Source organism: Arcticibacter eurypsychrophilus, from assembly GCF_001730525.1.
GTDB classification, from domain to species: domain Bacteria; phylum Bacteroidota; class Bacteroidia; order Sphingobacteriales; family Sphingobacteriaceae; genus Arcticibacter; species Arcticibacter eurypsychrophilus.
In genome coordinates this window covers 58,980-81,215 of sequence record NZ_MDFN01000020.1, presented here as the reverse complement: position 1 = coordinate 81,215, position 22,236 = coordinate 58,980, and the positions used below count along the sequence as shown (strand labels likewise).

The following is a 22,236-nucleotide window of genomic DNA, read 5'->3' as shown; positions in this document are numbered from 1 at the left end:
ATTGAGTTCTAAATCCTAACTGAATTGCATCAGCAAAATCTACAATTACCTCTAGATGATTATCATACGAATCCATTTTGTATGTGAACCTAAAATTCACAACATAATCCAACCTGTCCATTTTTCAACCGTTTGATGTAACACCCTATGTTCGACTAAATTTGTCGGGAACGATTGCACAAATATTTATAATTGAACTAATCTTTCTTCAATTTTATCTACGTAAAATTGTCGTTATAATAAGCCTCTATTCTAAAATATCATTATACGAATCATCATTAACTAAAATAATCCATATTAAACTCGAACTAAATAATTCTATGTCCTAATTTATGCCTACCATTTTTTATTACGGCATTTCAATCAGTAAAATCAAACTTAAGTAAGTTAAAACCAGTAAAACCATTTGTTAAATTATTATTTTATGAGGAAAGCAATACTCTCGCTGTGTATGCTGTTTACAATCGTATTTACAGCTTTTTCACAAACCCACCAAGTTACAGGGAAAGTAACAGACAACAAAGGGGAATCCCTTATTGGAGTCAGTGTCACACTTAAAGGCACAAAACAAGGAGCCAGCACTGATGCAAGCGGTAATTTCAAAATAGCTATACCTGGATCAGGATCTCCAATTTTAGTTTTCAAATATGTAGGATTCAAAAACAAGGAAGTTAGTGTTGGATCACAAAAGCAAATCAGTGTCCGCTTAGATGATGACGTCACTTCACTAGATGAAGTGGTGGTTATTGGATATGGAACTGTAAAAAAGAAGGATTTGACCGGATCTGTGGCATCGGTAAGTGCTGCTGTTATTGCTGCTGCACCAGTATCTTCCGCTTTGGAAGCTATTTCAGGTCGTGTTGCAGGGGTACAAATCTCCACTACAGAAGGATCGCCTGATGCAGAAATGACCGTTCGGGTAAGAGGGGGAGGTTCTATTACTGGCAACAATTCACCATTGTATATAGTGGACGGATTTCCAGTAAGTTCTATTTCAGATATTGCTCCGGCAGATATAGAGTCCATCGACATATTAAAAGATGCCTCATCCACAGCCATCTATGGTTCCAGGGGTGCCAACGGTGTCATTTTGATTACTACCAAAAACAGCAAAACAGGTATAACAAGTGTAAATTACAGTGCATTTACTGGTATAAAGGAGCTGGCTAAGAAATTAGATATTTTATCTCCACTGGATTATGCCACATGGCAATATGAAAGATCGCTTCTTGCTAATAAACCAGAAGATTACACCAAATATTTTGGCAATTACCAGGATATAGATCTATATGCAGGCGTAAAAGGGAATGATTGGCAGGATATCGTTTTTGGTCGTACAGGTACTACTTATAATCAAAACTTGAATATAAGTGGAGGAAGTGAAAAGACAAAATTTAGTCTAAGTCATAGTTTTGTTAAGGACAAAGCGATAATGATCTTATCTAATTTTGAAAGACAGAATCTTAATTTTAAACTAAATCATAAATTATATGATAAGCTGACATTGGATTTTGGAGCGCGTTATGCAGATACCAAAACAAAGGGAGGTGGTGCCAATGAACAAAATGAAGTTTCATCATCAGATTCTCGTTTAAAAAATGCCATGCTTTATCCGTCCATCCCCGTCGTTGGATTAACGACTAATACGGAGACTGACGATTCGTTTAATTTATACAATCCGGTAGTGGCTGTTTCAGATAATGATCAGTTTGTTCACCGGAAAACATATAACTTAAATGGTGCCTTAAACTATGATATAGTGAATAACATGAGGCTTCGTACTGAAATTGGGTATGATGGTTTTAGAAATGATCAAGACCGCTTTTATGGTACTACTACTTATTATGTAAGAAATGTTCCTGCGGCTGACTACCAAAATATGCCAGCTATTATATTTTCTAATACAAATAGAACCAGTTTTAGAAATACCAATACATTAACTTATGATTTTAAGAACTTTTTGAATAAAGACCATTCACTGAATGCTTTGTTAGGTGAGGAATACATTAAAACTGAGGAGGGAATTTTGACCACTGCTGTTCATGGATTTCCTACCACATTCACTTTTCAAAACGCCAGAACCTTATCTACGCAAGGACAGGCAAGTTCAATTGATAATAACTTTTCAGCTGATGATGTATTGTTTTCGTTTTTTGGAAGGTTAAACTACAACTATCAAAGTAAATACCTGTTAACCGCAACCTTTAGGGCAGATGGTTCATCTAAATTTTCAACAAATAATCAGTGGGGATATTTTCCATCTGTATCAGCAGCATGGCGCTTATCTCAGGAAAGTTTCCTTGAAGGTTCAAGATCATGGTTAACCGATTTAAAACTTAGAGCAAGTTATGGAGAAGCAGGAAATAATGGAATCCCTTCAGGCCAAATGGTTCAATCTTTTGCAAATTCAACCACTGCCTGGGTAAATGGAACAAATAATTATTGGGCTCCTTCTAAGACAATGGCTAACCCTGATTTAAAATGGGAAACCACTGTAACTCAAAATTTAGGTCTTGATTTCTCCTTGCTGAACTCAAGGATTAATGGTACTGTTGATGCTTATTTAAACCGGACTAAAGACTTACTTATTCAATATCCTGTTGCAGGAACTGGCTATGATTACCAATACCGTAATTTAGGAGAGACAGAGAATAAAGGTTTGGAATTTTCATTAAACTGGAATGCAGTAAGAAAAACTAATTTCGATTTAACCATAAACGGAAACATCGCCTTTAACAGAAATAAAGTTATTTCTTTAGGCGGTCTTGATGTTAAAGGGAATTCAGGATGGGCATCTTCAGAAATTGGCGCTGATTATCTAGTTCAAGAAGGTGCTTCAATAGGGAGGATATACGGCTACCAAAGTGACGGGAGATATGAGGTGTCTGATTTTTCAGGATATGATGCCACAAAAGGTACCTGGGCTTTAATCACTGGTATAGCAGATGCTAGTTCTGTAATAGGAACCCTTCGTCCTGGATCAATGAAATTAAGAGATCTGGATGGAGATGGAAAGGTTACCACCATTGATAATACCGTGATAGGCAATGCAAACCCATTAAACAGTGGAGGATTTTCAATCAATTCGAGGGTTTTCAATTTTGATTTAGGTGCCTATTTTACATGGAGTTATGGAAACGATGTGTACAACGCCAATAAAATTGAATATACCTCTAGTAGCAAGTATAATTCAAGAAACATGATTTCAATCATGGAAAGTGGAAGTCGCTGGACAAACTTACGTGCAGATGGAACAATAAGTAATGATGGTGCCGAATTGGAAGCAATGAACAGCACTACTTCCCTGTGGTCTCCATATATGAAAAATTATGTTTTGAGTGACTGGGCAGTCGAAGACGCTTCATTTTTAAGATTAGGAACAGTAACGTTAGGTTATTCCCTTCCAAAAGCAATCGCAGCTAAACTAAAAATGAAATCATTAAGGATATACGCCTCTGGATATAATCTTTTCTTATGGACTAATTACACAGGGTTTGATCCAGAAGTATCTACCAGACGTAAGACAACTTTAACACCAGGTGTTGATTATTCAGCCTATCCGAAAAGTAAATCTTATGTATTAGGTCTAAATGTTAATTTCTAGAAGGTCTATTAAATTAAAGAAAATGAAAAAACTTGTCAATATACTATTACTAATTACAGGGCTTACTTTTATAAGCAGCTGTAAAGATATTCTGGATTCTCCTGTTCAATCCTCTCTGGATGAATCGGTTATTTTTTCAACGCCTGGTTTAGCTCAAGGAGCAATAGCTGGAATTATACAATCATTTGGAGAAACAAACTCTTACCGTGGGAGATATTTAGTTTTTTACGGTATAAATACAGATACGGAAGTATATAATAGCTTAAAAACGCCGGATGATGATAAGGCTCGGCTTTCTAACTACAATACAAATGTAAATAATAGCCAAATGAATACAGACAATAATGCCTGGGCTAAATTTTACGAAGGAATAGAAAGAGCAAATTTAGCGATAAGAGGTTTAAGGACATATGGAAATGTTCAAAATAACCCAGAGCTAGCACAAATATTAGGCGAGGTTCTAACATTAAGAGCGGTAATATATAATGATTTAATTAAGGGATGGGGAGATGTACCTGCCCGCTTCCAACCTATTACTTCTGACTCTACTTATTTACCCAGAAATGATCGGGATGTTATCTACAAGCAGTTACTGTCAGATTTAGATGAAGCTGCAACTTTATTACCATGGCCTAATGCTTCTTCAGCTACCACTTCTGTTGAACACGTAAATAAGGCATTTGCGAAAGGCTTAAGAGCTCGTTTGGCTTTAGCTGCCGGAGGTTATGCACAGCGTTTAGATGGTACTGTTCGTTTGAGTACAGATCCTGATCTCTCTCCTGCTAAAATGTATGCCATAGCGAAAACAGAATGTTTGGATATTATTAATAGCGGAACATTGAAATTACTTGGGTTCGAAGAAGTTTTTAAAACATTAAATGCGGAAACGGGTATTGCAGGCAAAGAATCAATGTGGGAAATTCCTTTTAGTGAAGGTAGAGGAAGGGTTATTTTTGATCTAGGTGTTAAGCATACTACAGTAGATAAGTACACTGGACAAAATAAAGGGGGTACAAATGGACCAAACCCCATTATGCTTTATGAATACGAAACAGGTGACGTTAGAAGAGACGTAACGGTAGTCCCTTATGAGTGGACAAGCGGAATACAGGTTCCATCCGCTTTAGGCCGTCTGTACTTTGGCAAGTATCGATATGAATGGATGAAAAGGATAGTAACATCTACCAATGATGATGGGTTGAACTGGATGTATATGCGATATGCAGATGTAATTTTAATGGCAGCTGAGGCTATCAATGAAATTGATGGACCAGCTGTAGCAGCACCTTATTTGCGTATGATTCGTGAAAGAGCTTTTCCTAATAGTACAAAATTTCCGAACAATTTGGCAAAAGTTGATCCGTTTATGACTGAAGTAACGGCATCAAAAAGTACTTTTTTCAATGCTATTGTAAATGAACGCGCTTTAGAATTTACCGGAGAAATGCTAAGAAAAGCAGATCTAATCCGTTGGAATTTACTAAATACAAAACTAGCAGAGGCGAAGGTTAAATTACAACAACTGGAAAACAGACAAGGTAAATATGCTACCCTTCCAACTAAAATTTATTACAAAACTTTAGATGATAAAGAAACCGTAGAAATTTATGGGTTGAATTTTGGTGAAACAGATGCACTAGGTGCTACACTAGGATATACTGCGAATAAAACTTGGACTATGTCTGCTACCGCAGATAAAGTTACTTTTTGGGATGCACTTTATACAAAGGATCCAAACAGCCAACAAGTTTGGCCAATATGGCAGGTCTTTTTAGACTCTTCAAATGGAATGTTAAATAATAGTAATTTGAACTTATAATTCATAACCTTATGAATACGAAAAGAATAATAATGTCTATTTGCTTTTTGACCAGCTTAATGAGCTTCTCAAGTTGCAAGGATGATATACTCTCCGAAATAACTACTTTAGAGGTAGCAAGGGCTTTTTCACCAACAGGATTAGCTGCAGTAGTAGTAAACAAAACCGGTGTAAAGTTAACATGGCTAGCTGTAAATAATCCAGATTCTTATACCATAGAAATCTATGAAACTGCAGATTTTTCCGGTTCGCCGGTAAAAACAGTTAGCAACATACCTTTTAAACAAGTTCCCTACACGGTTACCGGATTTGCTGGACAAACGACTTATTTTGCGCGGGTCAAAGCAGTTGGAGCAGGTGTTGATGATTCCAAATGGGTTACAGCGACTTTCAATACAGATCCTGAACAGATTTTTCAAACAGTTAGCACAGCCACATTACTGGCAAAAGAGGTTACATTAAGCTGGCCGGCAGGTGAAATAGCATCTTCAATCGTACTTACACCAGGCAATATAACCCATACTGTTACTAGTGCTGAAATTGCTGCGGGTCAAGCTACCCTAACAGGATTAGCAGCCGAAACAGACTATGTCGCTACATTGTTGAAAGGCACAAAAACACGTGGTACCGCTACTTTTACAACTTTATTAGATTTGGGAAAAGCTACTGCGGTAAATCCTGGTGATAACCTTTCGGCTTTACTTTTAAATGCTACAGAGGGACAAGTTTTTGCTTTATTTCCAGGCTCTTATACTGTCAACGCTGATGTTATCATATCTAAATCTATTTCAATAAAGGGAGTTAAACCCTATGACAAACCTATTATTAATGGAATGGTTTTAAGATTGAAATCGAATGCTGGTTTGGAATTAAAAGATTTAATTCTTGATGGCACAGGATCCGTTGCTAACTACACTATTTTATATGACGCAGTTTCAGGCTCATCTGCGTTTGCTCCTTTAATTGTTCAAAAATGTGAGGTTAAGAATTATGCTAAGGGCATTATGTCCGTTGGCCTGGCAACGTTAATAGAATCAGTAACCTATAGTAAAAATCTCATTCATGATTTCGAATGTAATGGTGCAGATTTTATTGATTTTAGAAATGGAATAGCAAAGACATTCCTTTTTGAAAATAATACGGTTTACAACTGTGCTTCGAGCACGACTACTGGAGCCAGAGATTTATTTCGTATGGACGCAGGTGGCTCAACAAATTTCAGTACGATTACCAGTATGATCACTATTAAAACAAATACTTTTAATAATGCCTCAAATTTGGCTGCTAAAAGATTTTTGTACATCCGTTTGGTCAGAAACAGTATTGATTTTTCGAAAAACATTGTAGCAAATACGGCTGGTTTCTTTGCTGTAACTGCATCAATTATTACTACTTCAGCAAGCAACAATTATTTCAATGCTCCTCTTTTCACAGCTACCCCTGCGTCTGGTACTAAAAATGACACAGGTACTTCTACAAGTCTGGATCCTGGATTTACTGGTGCTGCCACTGGAAATTTCACCATCTCTAATGGAACGTTGAAATCAAACGGCATTGGAGACCCGAGATGGAGATAAAAGTTTAAAATTGCTTTGAATGCATAAGGTTGCTTCTTTTTAAAAAGGAGCAACCTTTTTTTAAGGCGTATTATATAAGTTAGCAAGAAAGATCAGAAGCTTGTTAACAACAAGCTATTATTCAATACTATCGAAATGAACTGAACTATAAACTTCCGGGTTAATAATCTGCGGCATAGGAAGATTATGAAGAGCGGCAATAATATTCTCAGCAGCCATTATCGCCATTTTATCCCTTGTTTCTACTGTTGCTGAGCCTAAGTGAGGTAAGACACAGACACTCGGCATGAAGAGCAAAGGATTATTTCGATCCATTGGCTCTGGTTGTGTCACGTCTAAACCGGCACCCCAAATTACCTTATTATGCAGTGCTTCAATTAAATCCGCTTCATTATGGATACCACCTCTTGCCGTATTAATAAAGATGGAAGATGGTTTCATACGATTAAATACCGACCTATCAAATAGCCCCTTCGTTTGATCTGAAAGATTCGTATGAACGGATAACACATCGCTTTCCGCTAAAAGGTTGTCAAAGGAAACATATTTTGCTTCCAGTTCATTTTCAGCCCTCGGATTGGGTTTGCGGTTATGATAAATAATATTCATATTGTAAGCGGCCTTGCATTTTGCAGCTAGTTTCAAGCCGATCCTCCCCATTCCAAAAATCCCTAGTGTTTTCCCGTAAAGTTCCACTCCTAGATTGGCCGTTGGCTCAAAGAAGTTCCAATCTCCTTTAACGATTCTTTAATTCATGTAAAAAGCTTTTCTGGAAACAGCCAACATAAGCAGAAAAGCAATATCAGATGTGGCTTCGCTCAATACATTTGGAGTATTACTAATTGGAATATTATATTTAGTAGCAGCTGGAATATCAACATTATCATAACCGACACTCATCAGCGCAATGCCTTTAAGATGGCTACAGTGTTTTAAGAAATCAGCATCGATCTTAATTGGCCCAATGCTTAGTAAAAAGTCCTGATCCTGACATAAGTCAATCAATTCCTGTTGGCTAAGTTCGCGCTTTTCGGAGTGCTGTTTTACAATACATCCAGCCGCTGCCAATTTATTTAACCCCTTCAGTGGAAGGACTCTTGTTGCAAAAACTTTCATTTTTAAATTCATATATCAGTGATATCTATACTGACCGCACCATTTTGCTTGTTTAACAGTAATTCGGCTAATTTAGTTATAACCTAGGTTCTATTTTATTAGGATTTATTGAAGTTCAAGAATGAAGTATCAAATGTGATGGCTGATTTTTTGGGGAAGGAGGCTGTATTGATTAAATAAACCCTAAATTGTCACCTTACGGAGATGCTGTTATCACAGGGAATTAACCAAAGATTGATCAACGTACAGGCTACTAAATACACGAAAATGAGGTTAATGCTCTCTTTGATAGTTTTTTTTTATTCCGTATCACTGTTCGGGCAACCTGAAAAAGCGAGGTACTTTTCATTGCATGAAGGGCTATCTAGCCAGCGGGTACTTGATGTTGCTCACGATAAAAATGGTTTTGTCTGGATTGCGACAGAATTAGGATTGAACCGATTTGCGAGCAATTCATTTAAGCAATATTATAAATCTGAAAATGCGGATGCGCTTTCCGTTAATAGTAATGAAATCAATACACTTTATTACGACAATGATCAGCTTTACATTGGCACCCGTGCGAATGGCTTAAATGTTCTTGACATGAAAACGAACAGGTTTTCATACTATCTTCACGACCCCAATGACAGGCAGTCTATTGCAACAAATGATATTACAGATATTATCAAAGGTAAAAGTGGCAAGTTATGGTTGGCAACTTATCATCAGGGCGTACAGCGCTTTGACCCGATAAAGAAACAATTTGAGCATTTCAACAGAGACAATACCCCCTCTTTGCCTGAAAACAGTATCTGGACGCTAGCAGAAGACGAACATGGACTTCTTTATATAGGGCACGTCAGTAAGGGGATTTCAATTTTCAATACCAATGATCGAAATGTTGAGCTACTTGATGTTCAAAGTACGAAAGGCATGTTACCTGATAATGAAGTGAAAGCCTTGTTTTGCGATAGCAAAAACAATATATGGATTGGGACGCGAAGAGGATTGGCGGTTTACAATCCGCTTAAAAGAACTATGCAACGCATTAGCCTAGCAAGTAAAGCTAAAAATGCAGTTGAACCCTTTGTATATGCTATAAAGGAAATCGAGGGTGATATCTGGATAGGAACTGAATCTTCGCAGCTATTCATCCTGAAGCCAGATTATAGCACTGACAGGGATATCAAGCAAATCCGCACAATAATTCCCTTTAATCTGAACAGAGGCAATAACTCCTCAGTTCAAAACATAGACCTAGACAACTTTGGCAATGTTTGGTTGGGTATTTATGGCGGAGGAATAGCTTTTTTGGGCCATTTAAAACCCTTTTTCTCTGTTTTCCCGACACCCGAAAAAATGCCAGGTTTAGATAAACTGGCTACGGTGACAGGAATATTGCATGACAATAAACTTAGGGGAATATTTTAACTTGTAATAGGCCATTTGATTCTTTTATGAATAACTTGATTTATCCATGAACCGAACGTACAATTAAATACTATCAAGCTACGCAATAAGTTACCAACCTTATGTAATGCCTAGAATACCTTTAACTTATCTAAAAACTGAGTAACATATATTTCCCCGGTCAAAGTGAGTCTATACCGTTTCCGCTTAACAATTAAGGATTTGATATTACTATTTTCTAAAGAAACTTCATTAGTTATTAATCCATTTATTAATAAAATTTGAATTGCATCCCTTGCATCATAGTAATTTACCTTTAAAGTTTTCATGAAACCATTGAGAAAAAGCTGTTTATTGTCATGAAGGCACAGGAGCGCATACAAGCTAAGCTTACTAAATCTACAGCCTATTTGTACCACTTGAATGTAATTCACTTGATACGGCCTTAAAATTGAGTAGAATGTTTTTAGTAAGAATCCTTATATCTTTAGGTTCATTGATGGTATTATAGCTCACCTGCATATCATTAATCTTTTTTTATAAAGTTAATCAATACGGCTAATAACGTACCACCCGGCAGGAAGTGACATCAAAAATGACATCAACCATTACAAAAATGACCTAACAAATTGATTGTTAAGTCATTGATAATTACTATTGTAGCCCCGACGGGAATCGAACCCATATCTAGAGTTTAGGAAACGCCTATTCTATCCGTTGAACTACGGGGCCAAAATCTTAACAAAATCTTAAAACAAAACCTTAATCAAGGAATCATTCCGTTTATAAATTCTATCTGATCGTACTTCCATTAGGCGTACTCTCAAACGGAGCGACAAAATTAAGCTTTCCATCTGAATTTTCCGACATTAAAATCATTCCCTGCGAAAGGATCCCTTTAATCTCTCTCGGTTCCAGGTTAACCAGGATACTCACCTGCTTACCAATGATCCCCTCAGGTTGAAAATATTCGGCAATACCCGATACCACAATCCGGGTATCAATACCGGTATCAATCGTTAACTTCAATAATTTCTTAGTTTTAGCCACTTTCTCAGCCGCTAAAATAGTACCCACACGGATATCCATAGAAGCAAACTGCTCAAAAGAAATATTCTCCTTAGCAGGAGCCGAAGGAGCCTCCATCACATCAGCAGCAATCTCAAGAGCCTTATTCGCCAATTTCGCAAGCTGCAGCTCAATCACCTCATCTTCCACCTTTTCAAACAACAGTTCAGGCTTTCCAAGCTGAAGTCCTGCAGCAAAATGAATTTCCTGATCATAAAAATACGTTACCTGATCCAGATTCAGCATCGCAAAGATCTTCTTTGCAGCAGCCGGCAGAAAAGGTTGCGCTAAAACAGCCCAATGAGCGATGATATGAAGACAATCTTCCAATACCACACGTGTAGCATCAGGATCAACTTTGAACGTCTTCCAGGGCTCCTTTTCAGTCAAGTATTTATTACCCAAACGGGCAACATCCATCAAACAAGATAAAGCCTGTCTAAATTTATACGTTTCAATACTCTCCTCAATCTCATCATAATGCTTTCCAATCTGCGCCTGCAACTCCGGATTACTAAACGAAGCAGAACCACTTACGCGACCATCATAATACTTATGCATCAAAATCATCACCCGGTTTACAAAATTCCCGGCAATAGCCACCAACTCATTGTTGATCCGCGCCTGGTAATCCTTCCAGGTAAACTCACTATCCGAAGTTTCAGGAAGGATAGAAGTCAGCACATACCGCAACTCATCCTGTTTCCCCGGAAACTCAGACAGATATTCATGCAGCCACACCGCATGATTACGCGAAGTAGAAAGCTTCTCACCTTCCAGATTCAGGAATTCATTCGCCGGAACATTCTGAGGAAGGATATACTCCCCATGAGCATGCAGAATAGAAGGGAAGGTAATGCAATGGAAAACGATATTATCCTTTCCGATAAAGTGAATCAAACACGCGTCATCAACTTCATTTTCCTGCTTCTTCCAGTACAGCTGCCAATCCTTGCCAACATCCGAAGCCCATTGTTTAGTCGCCGAAATATAACCGATAGGTGCATCCAGCCAAACATACAATTTCTTGCCCTTTGCCTCAGCCAGAGGTACATCAATGCCCCAATCCAAGTCACGGGTCATCGAACGAGGTTGCAAACCAGCCTTTAGCCATGAACTACACTGTCCATAAACATTAGTCTTCCACTTATTCTTTTTGCCTTCCAGCAACCAGCTTTCCAACCAGGGTTGATATTTATCGAGAGGCAAATACCAGTGTTTCGTTGTCCGGAGAATAGGCGTTTTGCCACTTAGCGTTGATTTAGGATTAATCAAATCCGTCGCATTTAGCGAACTGCCACACTTTTCACACTGATCACCATACGCATCCTCATGTCCGCAATTTGGACAAGTACCCGTAATATACCGGTCAGCCAGGAACTGATCATAGTCAGCATCGTAATATTGTTCCGATTCCTTTTCAATAAATTCCCCTTTTTCATAGAGATTCAAGAAAAACTCTTGCGAAAGATCATGATGTACCGGGGAAGACGTGCGGTGATAGATATCGAAAGAAATTCCAAATTCAGCAAAACTATTCTTAATCTGGAAATGGTATTTATCAATAATCTCCTGCGGCGTGATTCCCTCCTTTTTGGCACGGATCGTTATAGCAGCACCATGCTCATCAGAGCCACATATATAAACCACATCCTTCTTTTTCAGGCGAAGGTGGCGCACAAATATATCAGCAGGAATATAAGCACCCGCCAAATGACCAATATGTAATGGCCCGTTTGCATAAGGCAATGCAGAAGTAATCGTATATCTCTTAAAGGAATCTAATTCAGACATCAAAAATGGAATTCTTGTAGTTTGCAAAGATAATCATAGATGTTGAAATTTTTGCAGAATAGCATATGACAAATCAATTCCCGATATATACTTGTAACTTTAAACCTTTAACCACTCCATGATTGCTCCTCCATATTTAAAAAAAGGCGATAAAATTGCCATTACCTGTCCTGCAAAAAGTCTTCCCGGAGACATTACAAGCGCCATTCACTTGCTTGAATCCTGGGGATTAGAAGTCATTATTGGCGATACTGTCAGCGCATCCTTTCATCAGTTTGCCGGCACCGATGAACTCCGCACACAAGACATGCAACGTTTTCTGGACGACAACACGGTCAAAGCAATTATCGCAGCAAGAGGAGGATATGGAACCATACGGATCATCGATCAGCTTGATTTCTCCAACTTTATTAAAAGTCCCAAATGGCTGGTAGGATTTAGTGATATCACCGTCCTTCACAGCCATATCCATGCCTGCTGCCAAACGCAGACCATCCATGGGCAGATGCCTTTAAATATACCCGACGGCACCAAACCATCCCTTGAATCGCTTCGCAAGGCCCTCTTTGGCGAATCCTTAAACTATCAATATAAAAGTCAAACCACAGGCCGCAACGGAAAAGCAACAGGTACACTCATTGGTGGAAACCTTACTCTGTTAGTCATGATGAGTGGCTCCATCTCTGAAATGGATTTTGATGATAAAATTCTTTTTATCGAAGACATCAGTGAATATCTATATTCCGTAGACCGCATGTTATGGCAACTCAAAAGAGCCGGTAAACTAGCCAAACTGAAAGGTTTAATTATTGGCGATTTCACCGATATGAAAGACAACCCAACTCCCTTTGGAGAAACCATTCCCGAAATGGTTATGAATCATGTCAAAGAATATGACTATCCGGTTTGTTTCAACTTTCCTGCAGGACATATTGCAGATAACTTTGCTTTAAAATTGGGTTCTTTAATTGAGTTAAGCGTAAAAGATGTAGATGTTAGCACCGAGCAAATATAAAATGCTATTTAATCTCTTAGGTCTTCCATCATCAATTGCCAAATTGCGAATTATATTTAAGGCCATTATTAGCCAAGTAAACTAATTTTTGGTTATAGCACAAATCACTATATTCTTTCAAATCTTTCGTTACAAAACTGATATCAGAAGAACTCGCATAGAAAGTTTGAAACTTTCTATCAATGCGTCATTGAAATCACTACCGCTCCACTTATATATCACCTAACTTTCCTTAAACAAAAAATCCTGTTGAAATATGACTAACAATCACATTCCAACAGGATCTTAAAATTCTATCTATTTTCTAAAATTTATCCCAGTAAAGTTTAGTTTCTACTGTATTTCCTCCAATAGCATCGGAAGCAGCCTTAAAGTTAACGACATTTACATTTTGCTCTTTAACCGGATAAGTCAAACGATTAGGATAACCAGATAAAAAGTCAATAGGAACAGCCATTGCAGGATAGTCAAATTTACGTATGTCTATCCAGGCATCCCATCCACGATTGTAAAGGGCCAACCATTTCTGTAAACCTATTTTTTGTTTGTAAGTACCTGGTGTTGTAGCATAATTAACTTGAGCAAGGTAAGCAACAACACTTGGAGTAGCAGCCGCAGCAGTTTCATTTACGCCCATCCAATAAGCCATTGAACCTACGATAGCTTTAGTATAATGTTCCGCAGCTGTACCACCAACAGCATATCCTCTGGCAGCTGCCTCAGAAAGGCAAAATTCTACTTCAGAATAGTCCATAAGCAAAGCAGGAGCATTTGGTACACCTAAAAATGTAGTTGCAGGATCACTTGCTGAAACCTTTGCAAACACCGGTTTAGAAAAGCGGGAAAAGGCACTTGCTGCTCCAATAGAACCTCCAGAGAATGCACCCTTGTCGTCTACTGTAAAATAGTAAGAACGTCTAGGATCTGATACAGTATTCATTTGAGTGGTTAACGTAGTTGCCGCAACAAAGTCAGTTCTTCCTCCCTGAATCTGATCAAGCCACACCGGATTGGTGTTTGGTGTGCTGCTTGAAAACTCAAACGAAGCATTGTCAGCATTAGCTGTAAAAACCCCTGATGCTACAGCTTCTTCAGCTGCAGCTTTAGCTTTTGCATTATCAGAATCAGCGATAGTCATCGCCATCTTAAGCTTAAATGAATTCGCAAACTTTTTCCATGAAGCAACGTCGCCATTGTAAATCACATCTGCTCCATCAAAACTACTGCCACCTGTACTTAAAGTTGCGATGTCAGCATTTATACGGGTAAACAAATCGTCCTGAATAGTTTTCGCATCATCATACTTTGGAAATAATAAATCAGGATTCAATGCTTCTGTATAAGGTATATTTCCATAAGTAGTAACCAGGTAATACCAGGCACATACTTCCATGATATCGAGAATCGCCAATTGATTCTTTTGTACAGCAGCATCACTAACATCCGTAGGAATCAATTTTTTTGAACTTTCCAGATCAATTAATACATCCCTATACAGACGATTCCAAATTTGATCAGGAATAGGTCGGGTAGAAAAATCATAGTTACTTTCATCTGTATACGTTGTTTCCTGCCACTGTTGAGTGATAAGCCTGAAAACATTGATATTTACATCTGAAGTAGACAGATTAGTCATCAATTCTCTCTGAGCACTCGTAAACAGCGAGTAAGAAGGTACAGATGAGGGGTTTTTAATGTCTTCGTTCAGACTCGTTAAGTCTTTTGTGCATGACGCCAGTAGCGATACGGACAGAAATGCAATTATATATTTTTTCATGTTATTTCTTAGAAGGTTAATTTAACATTAAACGTTAATGTCCGGGTTGTTGGATAAGACCCAACCTGATATCCTTGGAAATTTCCAGCACTCAAACCATCTTCAGGATCAGCATATGGCAAGTTTTTATGAATGATCCATAAATTCCGTCCAATTAATGAAAGATCAACTCCTTTAACAGGTCCCAAAGTAGTAACAGCACTTTGTGGAAGCGTATAAGTAAGCATTGCCTCTCTAAGCTTAACATAACTGGCATCATAAACAAATGCTGCTGCAGGAGAATAACGATATCCATAAGCACCATAGGTATTTGCAGCAGCTCTTATTGTATTAGGAGTACCATCTTCTAGTACACCTTCTCTTATAATACCACCACCATCAGCTAAGGTGTTTCTCAGCGGATTTCCTAAATCATTCAAGCCTGCAGTTTCTTCATATAAACCTGTAGCCAGTCCGTAATACATATCGGTAGAAAATACTTGTCCACCATGTCTGATATCAATTAAGAAACTTAAGGCAACATTTTTATAACTAAACCTGTTATTGATCCCCCCCAGCCATTTTGCATTCGGATCAGCAATTTGCTCGTTAGACGTTGCCGAGATAGCGTACCGTCCATTTGGATTAATGAGTTTCTCACCATCCTTGTATACAAAATTACTTCCTCTAAGTACACCAAAAGGCTGACCTAATGTAGCATTGGAAGATATCCCTCCTTGAAATGTAGCTAACTGCAAGTTAAGTGCATCATTTCCTGTTGCATCTTTAAACAGTTCAGTAACCTTATTTCTGTTTCTGGTCCAGTTCACATCAACTTTCCATGTAAAGCCATTTGAAACTATAGGTGTTCCATTCAAAGTAAGCTCCAAACCAGTATTTCTAACTTTACCTGAATTCAAATACTTTGAATCATAACCAGTAGAAGTTGAAACGGTAACTGGTAAGATCTGATTAACAGTCAACGTGCGGTAATAAGTAGCATCCAATCCTAAACGACTTTTAAAGAAAGCCAACTCGAAACCAGCTTCAGTACTTTTTGTTCTTTCTGGTTTAAGGTCAGGGTTATTTTTAATTGGCCTTACTGAAGCCTGCGCTGCAGAACCGAAAGGAGCAATAATATTGTACGTATCCAGGATACTTCCAATAGGCGCATCATTACCTACTTCGGCATAATTCGCTCTTACCTTACCATAAGATAACCAATCTGAGGATTTCAACAATTCAGAAAACACAAAACCTCCCGATACGGATGGGTATAAATAACTGTTATTTTTTTCAGGGAGTGTTGACGACTGGTCAGCTCTTAACGTTCCATCCAGAGTAACCATCTTATTCCAAACGAATGTAGCACCTGCAAAATAACCATCTACTTCACGTTTTCCATCATATTCATTCGGTGCAACTGGTGCACTAACTGAATTAGATAAAGCATAGATGTCTTTTACAATCAAACCTCCATTAGTTTGTGCCTGAATGCTTTGATCATGTTGTTTTCTAATATTGGTTCCCAATAAACCTTTAAATTCAAGGTTATCAGTAATACCTTTATTAAAATTTGCGATTAAATCATAATTGGTTTCTCTCCAGGTATGATCATAACGGCTATACCCTGAAACTCCAATAGTTCCAACCGCTTTTCTCTCTTCCTGAAGCTCTGTATAATAATCTACCGCAACACGACCTAAAATACTGAACCAGTCAGCTACCTTATAATTTAAATTAACATTACCGAAATAACGGTCACGTGTGTCTGTTGAAAAGTTTTCATATCTCACAAAGTAAGGGTTATCCCAGTAACTTGGAGCGCCATTACTTACACTCTTACGATTCCAGGTAACGTTACTTCCAGTTCTGTCATATGCCTCTTTTAAAGACTGCACATCTGCATTCACCTGGTACCACTGTCTGAAGTTAGTCATTAGATTTCTTCCTCCATCGCCATCATATCCTGTTCCGTAACGACCTAAACCATTCACATTTGAATAATTGACACTCGCTGCTGCAGTCAGTTTGGGAGTGATATTATAAGATGATGAAAAATCCAGAACATTCTTTACGATCTTACTGTTCGGCATAATACCACGTTCTTCGTTGCGTGTAAATCCTAATTTGTAAGTCCCTTTGTCTGTTCCGCCGTTAATAAATATACTCTGGTTGTTTGATACCGGAGTAATAAATATACCGGAAGGACCATTTTTAGCAGCTACCCATGGAGTAGCTTTACCGAAGTTGGGTGATGTAGCATCAAATGCATCCCATTGGTAAACCAATAGATTCGGATCAAAAGCCCCACCGTAGGAAGCATCTTCACCAAAAGGAACCACTAAGTCCAAAACTCCATCATCATTTACATCTTCCGAATTAAAAAAAGCGTCTTCGTTTGGACCATAGTATGCACCATAACCACCTCCATATTTATTTTGGTATTTAGGGAAAGTGGATTTATCATAAGATCCTACACTGATACTTGAGTTAACAGAAATTCCAAGGCCTTTTTGTCCTTTTTTTGTTGTGATCAATATTACCCCATTACTACCTTGCGATCCGTATAACGCACTTGCTGCTGCTCCTTTCAATACAGAAATAGATTCTATATTGTCTGGGTTCATGTCAGCCACTGCATTACCATAATCATATCCACCTCTACCTGTAGATTGATCAAGACGGGTTGAAACACCTGAATTGTCTGTTACCTGACGATTACCACCATTTGCATTGTTTACTGGTACTCCATCAATAACAAATAAAGCCTGGTTATTTCCTGTAATTGATTTCACCCCACGAAGAACAACGTTTGATGATGCACCAATTGCATTATTCTGCTTGATTTCCAAACCAGCCACTTTACCCGACATTCCGGTTATAAAGTTTCCCGAACGTGTCTTACTCACTTCATTACCCTCGACCTTTTGAGCCGAATAAGCAACTTCATTTCTGTTTCTTGTGATACCGAGTGCAGTAACCACCACTTCTCCAAGTTGTGTAGCATCAGCTGCTAGTGCAACATATACGGTAGTTTTTTGACCAACATAAACTTCCTGAGAAGTATAACCTATGTATGACAATACTAAAACTGTCTTATTATTGGGTATTCTCAAAGAGAATTGACCGTTAGAACCCGATTGAGTTCCTACTGTAGTTCCTTTTACTACAATACTCACTCCCGGAAGTGGTAATTTGTCATCTGCCCCTGTTACTGTACCAGTTATAGTTCGTTCCTGAGCTGAAACGAAACTAAACGTAAAAATACAGATTAACAGGAAAGCAATTTTGAAGTAATTGTCTTTCATGTTCAATTTAAATTAATGATTTATCAAATATCATGATCAATCATTAAAAAAACAAGAAATTATTTACATTTTATTACTAATAGTTACATTTTGATAAAATAATGCCTTAAAATTTTTACAATTATTGCTTTATAGTCTTTAAATAGGATATATTCAATAAAAACAAAACATAAATTCACACTTTTATCTAAATTGTGAGAATTTATATTCAAAAAAGTTAAAAATTTGCCTTTTTTACCAAAACAAATCTATTTTACCTCAAACTTAAATACCTTTTTCCCCGGAATCCCATTTAAACCCAACCCCTCGATCACACCCATATAAACTCCCGGCCTATCTGAAGTGTAAAAACTAATCCCCCCTTTTCCATGAATATCCGTAGAAACATCCGGAGACCAGTACAACAGACTTCTAAAATCAGGTAAACGATTATGAACACCAGCATCATACTTTGGCGAATAGAATTCCCTCTCTAATTGCAGCCCCTCATAATCCAGCACAACCGAATGCGGATCTAGCTCCAGGTTATCCATATTATTTTTATACGTATTGAATTTAATGATCCCACCATAAATCTCCGGACCATAAAAATATTTCTTAGCCACCACCTCTATGCTTCTTATCTTTAGCGGATCATAATTAAAAATTTTATCCGTATTCACTACCGGAATTCCATCAAAAAGCACCAATGGCCTCTCCTCAAAGAAACCCTCATTCTGCACACCGGAATACACCTGCATCACCGGCTTCCCATTTCTATGTCTCACCCCAACAGCAAGCACATATTCCTTCAACACCTCATCTATTGTTGGAAAACGCACATAGTTATCCAGCAGATAATATTCACCCGGTTTACCAAAAAAAGAAACACTATCCAGATTCAAAGCATTAGTCTGGTTTAACTCTTTTTTATGATACATATTCAGCGCCTGCATATTAATACTATTCACCAGAAGCGTATGGTTTAAATTCGAAGGCAACCGTAAAGCAGGCCAGCTACGCGAAGAAAACCGATCCGAAAAAGGACTCTGCAGATCAACATGATACAAGCTATCTGACGATGAATTCGTTTGTAGCACAACAGCATGTTGTCCATAAAGATCCTTGGAATAAAAATTAACCATTCCATTCGCATCACTTAGCCCATTATAAAACTGAACCCGACTCCCGGCAATAGCAAAATCCACGGCAATATCAGCTGCCGGAGCTTTCGTATCCGCAGTTAGTACCTTACCAGTAATCACATGATATTCCAATTCCGGAGCATAAACAGGAGCAAAAGGTTTAAAAACCGAATCCCATTTAAACCTGCTCCAACCATGAGTAAGCATTAAATTATCCAAAGCGACAGCCCTTTCCGCCACACTACCCGAAAAATAAGTATCAGGCTGTTCAATAGTACTAACCAGTTCCGAGCCAAGCAGCAGGTAATTCACAATATTTACAGAAGGATCCTTTTGCAACGAATCAGCACGATACACCGCAATAGAAAGATCAGTCGCTATAGGTTTTGAATCAGCTGTCGCGGAACTAATATCTACCACTACATTCTTCCGCATTCCATATTCCTGATGATCAGGAGAAGCATTTAGCAAAAGACTATTACCTGGCAGATCATTAAAATACAGGCGTTCACAAACCGGACGACCATTCACATCAAACAAAGTAAAATGAGAGACCCCATCCTTCAACCGGTCCTTACCCATTTCCATCGTGAATAAACCAGCCTCTATACTTCCTTTTCCTGCATATTCAACCCTATTCCTCGAATGAACAAATAAATATACCGGCATCGATTCCCCTAATCCCAATGAAGATTTTACCGTAACCCTTATTTTATCCTGAATATCAGTCAGCGCCATTACCACACCCTGATCAAATCGCTCAGGCAGATTTTCCTTTAAAACCCGACCACCAGGCAAGTTTAAAACAGCATGATATTTAACCCCTTTCAGAGGCGTAAAAGAAAAATTACCTATCCCAAATTTCGCAGGCTTAAATTCAGCAATAACCGTATTGTCTTCATCCAGAATTACCCCATTAAAGTTCACGCCATTGCCTGAATGATCCGTTGCCCTAAAACCAACCTTACTCGTTAAGCCATCCACCAGGTTTCCCCCTTCAGGGAAAAACTGCACATCATACTGAAGCTCCTTAGCCACTAAAACGGCTTCCGGCTCTTTTAACGTATTGATGATATGAATAGGTTCCTCAAAATAGAACTCAGGCGAGAAATTCTTCATCCATCGCGTATAAGCACGCAAACGATACCCGCCCGACGATAGCGACACCGGCAAATACAAAGAGCCTTTACCCTTGCCATCCTGCAATTTCACCTTCGCTTGCACTACCGCCTTGTTCTCCCGATCCAGAATTTCCACATAAGCCACCGAACTTATGCCCATAGGTTTATGAAACGAAGCATCCACATTGTAGATCTTAAACCAGGCAATCTCACCAGCCAGGTAACTCGTCCTGTCTGTATGCACAAACAGCTTTTCCTGCAATTGAGTAGTCCTGTACCGATCAAAAGAGGCAGGGATACCATCCAGATCTGTTGTTTGTCCCATAACCAGGACGGACATCAACAGCATACAAAAAGACAAACTGTATTTATATATCATCATTCCCAGAAATCAGGTTTAATTGCAGATCCTTTTAAGCGGCAATCCACACATTCCTGAGGAGCACCTGTATAACGTTCTATAACTTTTCTATCCCTACTCAATACATAATCAAGTGGTGTATATTGGGGAAATATAGTGGTCAGACTATCCGGATCATTCTTCACAGAAATAGACTCACATCCGGTACGATATCTCCAGTCTGGCACCTGCGCAATATTAATATACAGCCTCTTTTCCTCCAGCGTAGAGGCATCAAAAAACCCGATTACCGGTTCATCAGGATCCGTTACACACATCATATTCCCCCTCACTTCCGATGGCTGCGGATCAAAGATACTGCCCAGTCCCTCGGTATTCTTTTTCATGTTCTCCCAATATTCAAATCCAGCCGCAGTTAATGCATACTGCTTAACCAGAATACTGTATCGCCTATCCAATTTCCATGATGAATAAGGAATAAACGACACAGGAGCAAGATTAATTACATCTGCAACTAACTTGCTCGACGAGCCGATTCGAATATTAGTAGACAATTCTTTTTGCCAACAAGCCGTAGGCAAAGCATCAGCAGGCGTTCTATCCACAATTTGAAAACTAAGACCATCCGGTCCATGTTTATCCAATTTCACTATCTTAAGAATGGAGTAGAAAGTCGGAATGATGATCCATGTTTCCTCAAATTCCCAGCGGTAATACTTGGTTCTATTCTCCGCATCATGCGTGTTCACATAAATCTGCACCCCCTGATTCACCCTTTTCCAAGGCAGACTATCTATTGCAGGCGTCTTCAACAAAGAAACAAACTCCGAAACATAATCCTTTCCTGCTGAAGTATGGATCAGCAATTTATATTTTAAAGCAGAAGAGAAAACCGCATTGGTTGTATAATTCCCATTAGCACCCTCAGTCAATATAACCCGATTCGAGTTATCCGCCTCAATCACCACATTAGCCTTCAATTCCGGAGCTTGTGCCGTAGAAGCATTAGTTCTGGTTCGCGATAACTTAATTGAAGTCTGGCCATTTCCATTCAAAAAGCCCTCCACAACGAGGTAGTTCAAGTCCGTAGATATAATATCAGGCTCATACGCCTCTTTACACTGAAAAAGCAGTAGCATAACCACTGACAAGCACAGGCCTATATAAATCTTTTTCAT

General features: G+C 38.5%; 12 protein-coding genes and 1 tRNA gene. 5 read left to right on the top strand and 8 right to left on the bottom strand.

Translation table 11 applies throughout. The features are described 5' to 3' along the window. Positions 1 to 424 precede the first annotated feature (424 nt). The 3 genes from BFL47_RS12255 to BFL47_RS12245 are packed head-to-tail and all read left to right on the top strand — an operon-like array spanning position 425 to position 7,000. Positions 425 to 3,604, top strand: coding sequence for a SusC/RagA family TonB-linked outer membrane protein (locus BFL47_RS12255; RefSeq protein WP_069660087.1), 3,180 nt, complete (start codon positions 425 to 427; stop codon positions 3,602 to 3,604). A 22-nt stretch (positions 3,605 to 3,626) separates the two neighbouring features. Next, on the top strand, positions 3,627 to 5,423 hold the full coding sequence (locus BFL47_RS12250) for a RagB/SusD family nutrient uptake outer membrane protein (protein ID WP_069660104.1): 1,797 nt from the start codon (positions 3,627 to 3,629) through the stop codon (positions 5,421 to 5,423). Between the two features lie 59 nt (positions 5,424 to 5,482). Continuing rightward, on the top strand, positions 5,483 to 7,000 hold the full coding sequence (locus BFL47_RS12245) for a DUF4957 domain-containing protein (protein ID WP_245681360.1): 1,518 nt from the start codon (positions 5,483 to 5,485) through the stop codon (positions 6,998 to 7,000). A gap of 117 nt (positions 7,001 to 7,117) precedes the next feature. Here the strand turns inward: BFL47_RS12245 and BFL47_RS20415 are convergent, their stop codons facing one another. After that, positions 7,118 to 7,744, bottom strand: coding sequence for an NAD(P)-dependent oxidoreductase (locus tag BFL47_RS20415; RefSeq protein WP_317042938.1), 627 nt, complete (start codon positions 7,742 to 7,744; stop codon positions 7,118 to 7,120). Positions 7,745 to 7,747: 3 nt separating this feature from the next. Then, on the bottom strand, positions 7,748 to 8,116 hold the full coding sequence (locus tag BFL47_RS20410; protein ID WP_317042936.1) for a hypothetical protein: 369 nt from the start codon (positions 8,114 to 8,116) through the stop codon (positions 7,748 to 7,750). A 204-nt stretch (positions 8,117 to 8,320) separates the two neighbouring features. On the opposite strand from BFL47_RS20410, the gene BFL47_RS12235 reads away from it, so the two are divergent. Next, the gene (locus BFL47_RS12235; RefSeq protein WP_069660085.1) at positions 8,321 to 9,529 is read left to right on the top strand and encodes a ligand-binding sensor domain-containing protein; all 1,209 of its coding nucleotides are present in this window, start codon (positions 8,321 to 8,323) and stop codon (positions 9,527 to 9,529) included. 639 nt (positions 9,530 to 10,168) lie between these two features. On the opposite strand, the gene BFL47_RS12225 is transcribed toward BFL47_RS12235, so the two are convergent. Both BFL47_RS12225 and metG read right to left on the bottom strand, forming a co-directional pair. Further along, positions 10,169 to 10,240, bottom strand: a tRNA-Arg gene (locus BFL47_RS12225). Positions 10,241 to 10,300: 60 nt separating this feature from the next. Further along, positions 10,301 to 12,370 (bottom strand): methionine--tRNA ligase, encoded by a 2,070-nt coding sequence (gene metG, locus BFL47_RS12220; protein ID WP_069660083.1) that lies wholly within the window; start codon positions 12,368 to 12,370, stop codon positions 10,301 to 10,303. A 118-nt stretch (positions 12,371 to 12,488) separates the two neighbouring features. Between metG and BFL47_RS12215 the strand changes: the two genes are divergently transcribed. Then, positions 12,489 to 13,385: a S66 peptidase family protein gene (locus tag BFL47_RS12215; RefSeq protein ID WP_069660082.1), complete on the top strand. Its 897-nt coding sequence runs from the start codon at positions 12,489 to 12,491 to the stop codon at positions 13,383 to 13,385. Positions 13,386 to 13,689: 304 nt separating this feature from the next. Here BFL47_RS12215 and BFL47_RS12210 read toward each other — a convergent pair whose 3' ends face one another. The 4 genes from BFL47_RS12210 to BFL47_RS12195 all read right to left on the bottom strand — a co-directional run bounded on the left by BFL47_RS12210 (position 13,690) and on the right by BFL47_RS12195 (position 22,236). Next, on the bottom strand, positions 13,690 to 15,162 hold the full coding sequence (locus tag BFL47_RS12210) for a SusD/RagB family nutrient-binding outer membrane lipoprotein (RefSeq protein ID WP_069660081.1): 1,473 nt from the start codon (positions 15,160 to 15,162) through the stop codon (positions 13,690 to 13,692). An 8-nt stretch (positions 15,163 to 15,170) separates the two neighbouring features. Beyond that, entirely contained in the window at positions 15,171 to 18,452 is a 3,282-nt protein-coding gene (locus BFL47_RS12205) for a SusC/RagA family TonB-linked outer membrane protein (protein WP_069660080.1), read from the bottom strand. Between the two features lie 248 nt (positions 18,453 to 18,700). Next, a complete protein-coding gene (locus BFL47_RS12200) occupies positions 18,701 to 21,079 on the bottom strand; it encodes a hypothetical protein (protein WP_069660079.1) in 2,379 nt (792 codons plus the stop codon). Then, positions 21,076 to 22,236, bottom strand: a complete 1,161-nt coding sequence (locus BFL47_RS12195) for a DUF4249 domain-containing protein (RefSeq protein ID WP_069660078.1) — start codon at positions 22,234 to 22,236, stop codon at positions 21,076 to 21,078. The genes BFL47_RS12200 and BFL47_RS12195 overlap by 4 nt, the downstream gene beginning before the upstream one ends.

Bases quoted from the DNA above. Each gene is read 5' to 3' on its own strand.
- BFL47_RS12250 (WP_069660104.1), top strand. From the start codon at position 3,627: ATGAAAAAACTTGTCAATATACTATTACTAATTACAGGGCTTACTTTT.
- BFL47_RS12235 (WP_069660085.1), top strand. From the start codon at position 8,321: ATGCTGTTATCACAGGGAATTAACCAAAGATTGATCAACGTACAGGCT.
- BFL47_RS20410 (WP_317042936.1), bottom strand. From the start codon at position 8,116: ATGAAAGTTTTTGCAACAAGAGTCCTTCCACTGAAGGGGTTAAATAAA.
- BFL47_RS12210 (WP_069660081.1), bottom strand. From the start codon at position 15,162: ATGAAAAAATATATAATTGCATTTCTGTCCGTATCGCTACTGGCGTCA.
- BFL47_RS12200 (WP_069660079.1), bottom strand. From the start codon at position 21,079: ATGATGATATATAAATACAGTTTGTCTTTTTGTATGCTGTTGATGTCC.
- BFL47_RS12255 (WP_069660087.1), top strand. From the start codon at position 425: ATGAGGAAAGCAATACTCTCGCTGTGTATGCTGTTTACAATCGTATTT.
- BFL47_RS12205 (WP_069660080.1), bottom strand. From the start codon at position 18,452: ATGAAAGACAATTACTTCAAAATTGCTTTCCTGTTAATCTGTATTTTT.
- metG (WP_069660083.1), bottom strand. From the start codon at position 12,370: ATGTCTGAATTAGATTCCTTTAAGAGATATACGATTACTTCTGCATTG.
- BFL47_RS12245 (WP_245681360.1), top strand. From the start codon at position 5,483: ATGAGCTTCTCAAGTTGCAAGGATGATATACTCTCCGAAATAACTACT.
- BFL47_RS12215 (WP_069660082.1), top strand. From the start codon at position 12,489: ATGATTGCTCCTCCATATTTAAAAAAAGGCGATAAAATTGCCATTACC.
- BFL47_RS12195 (WP_069660078.1), bottom strand. From the start codon at position 22,236: ATGAAAAAGATTTATATAGGCCTGTGCTTGTCAGTGGTTATGCTACTG.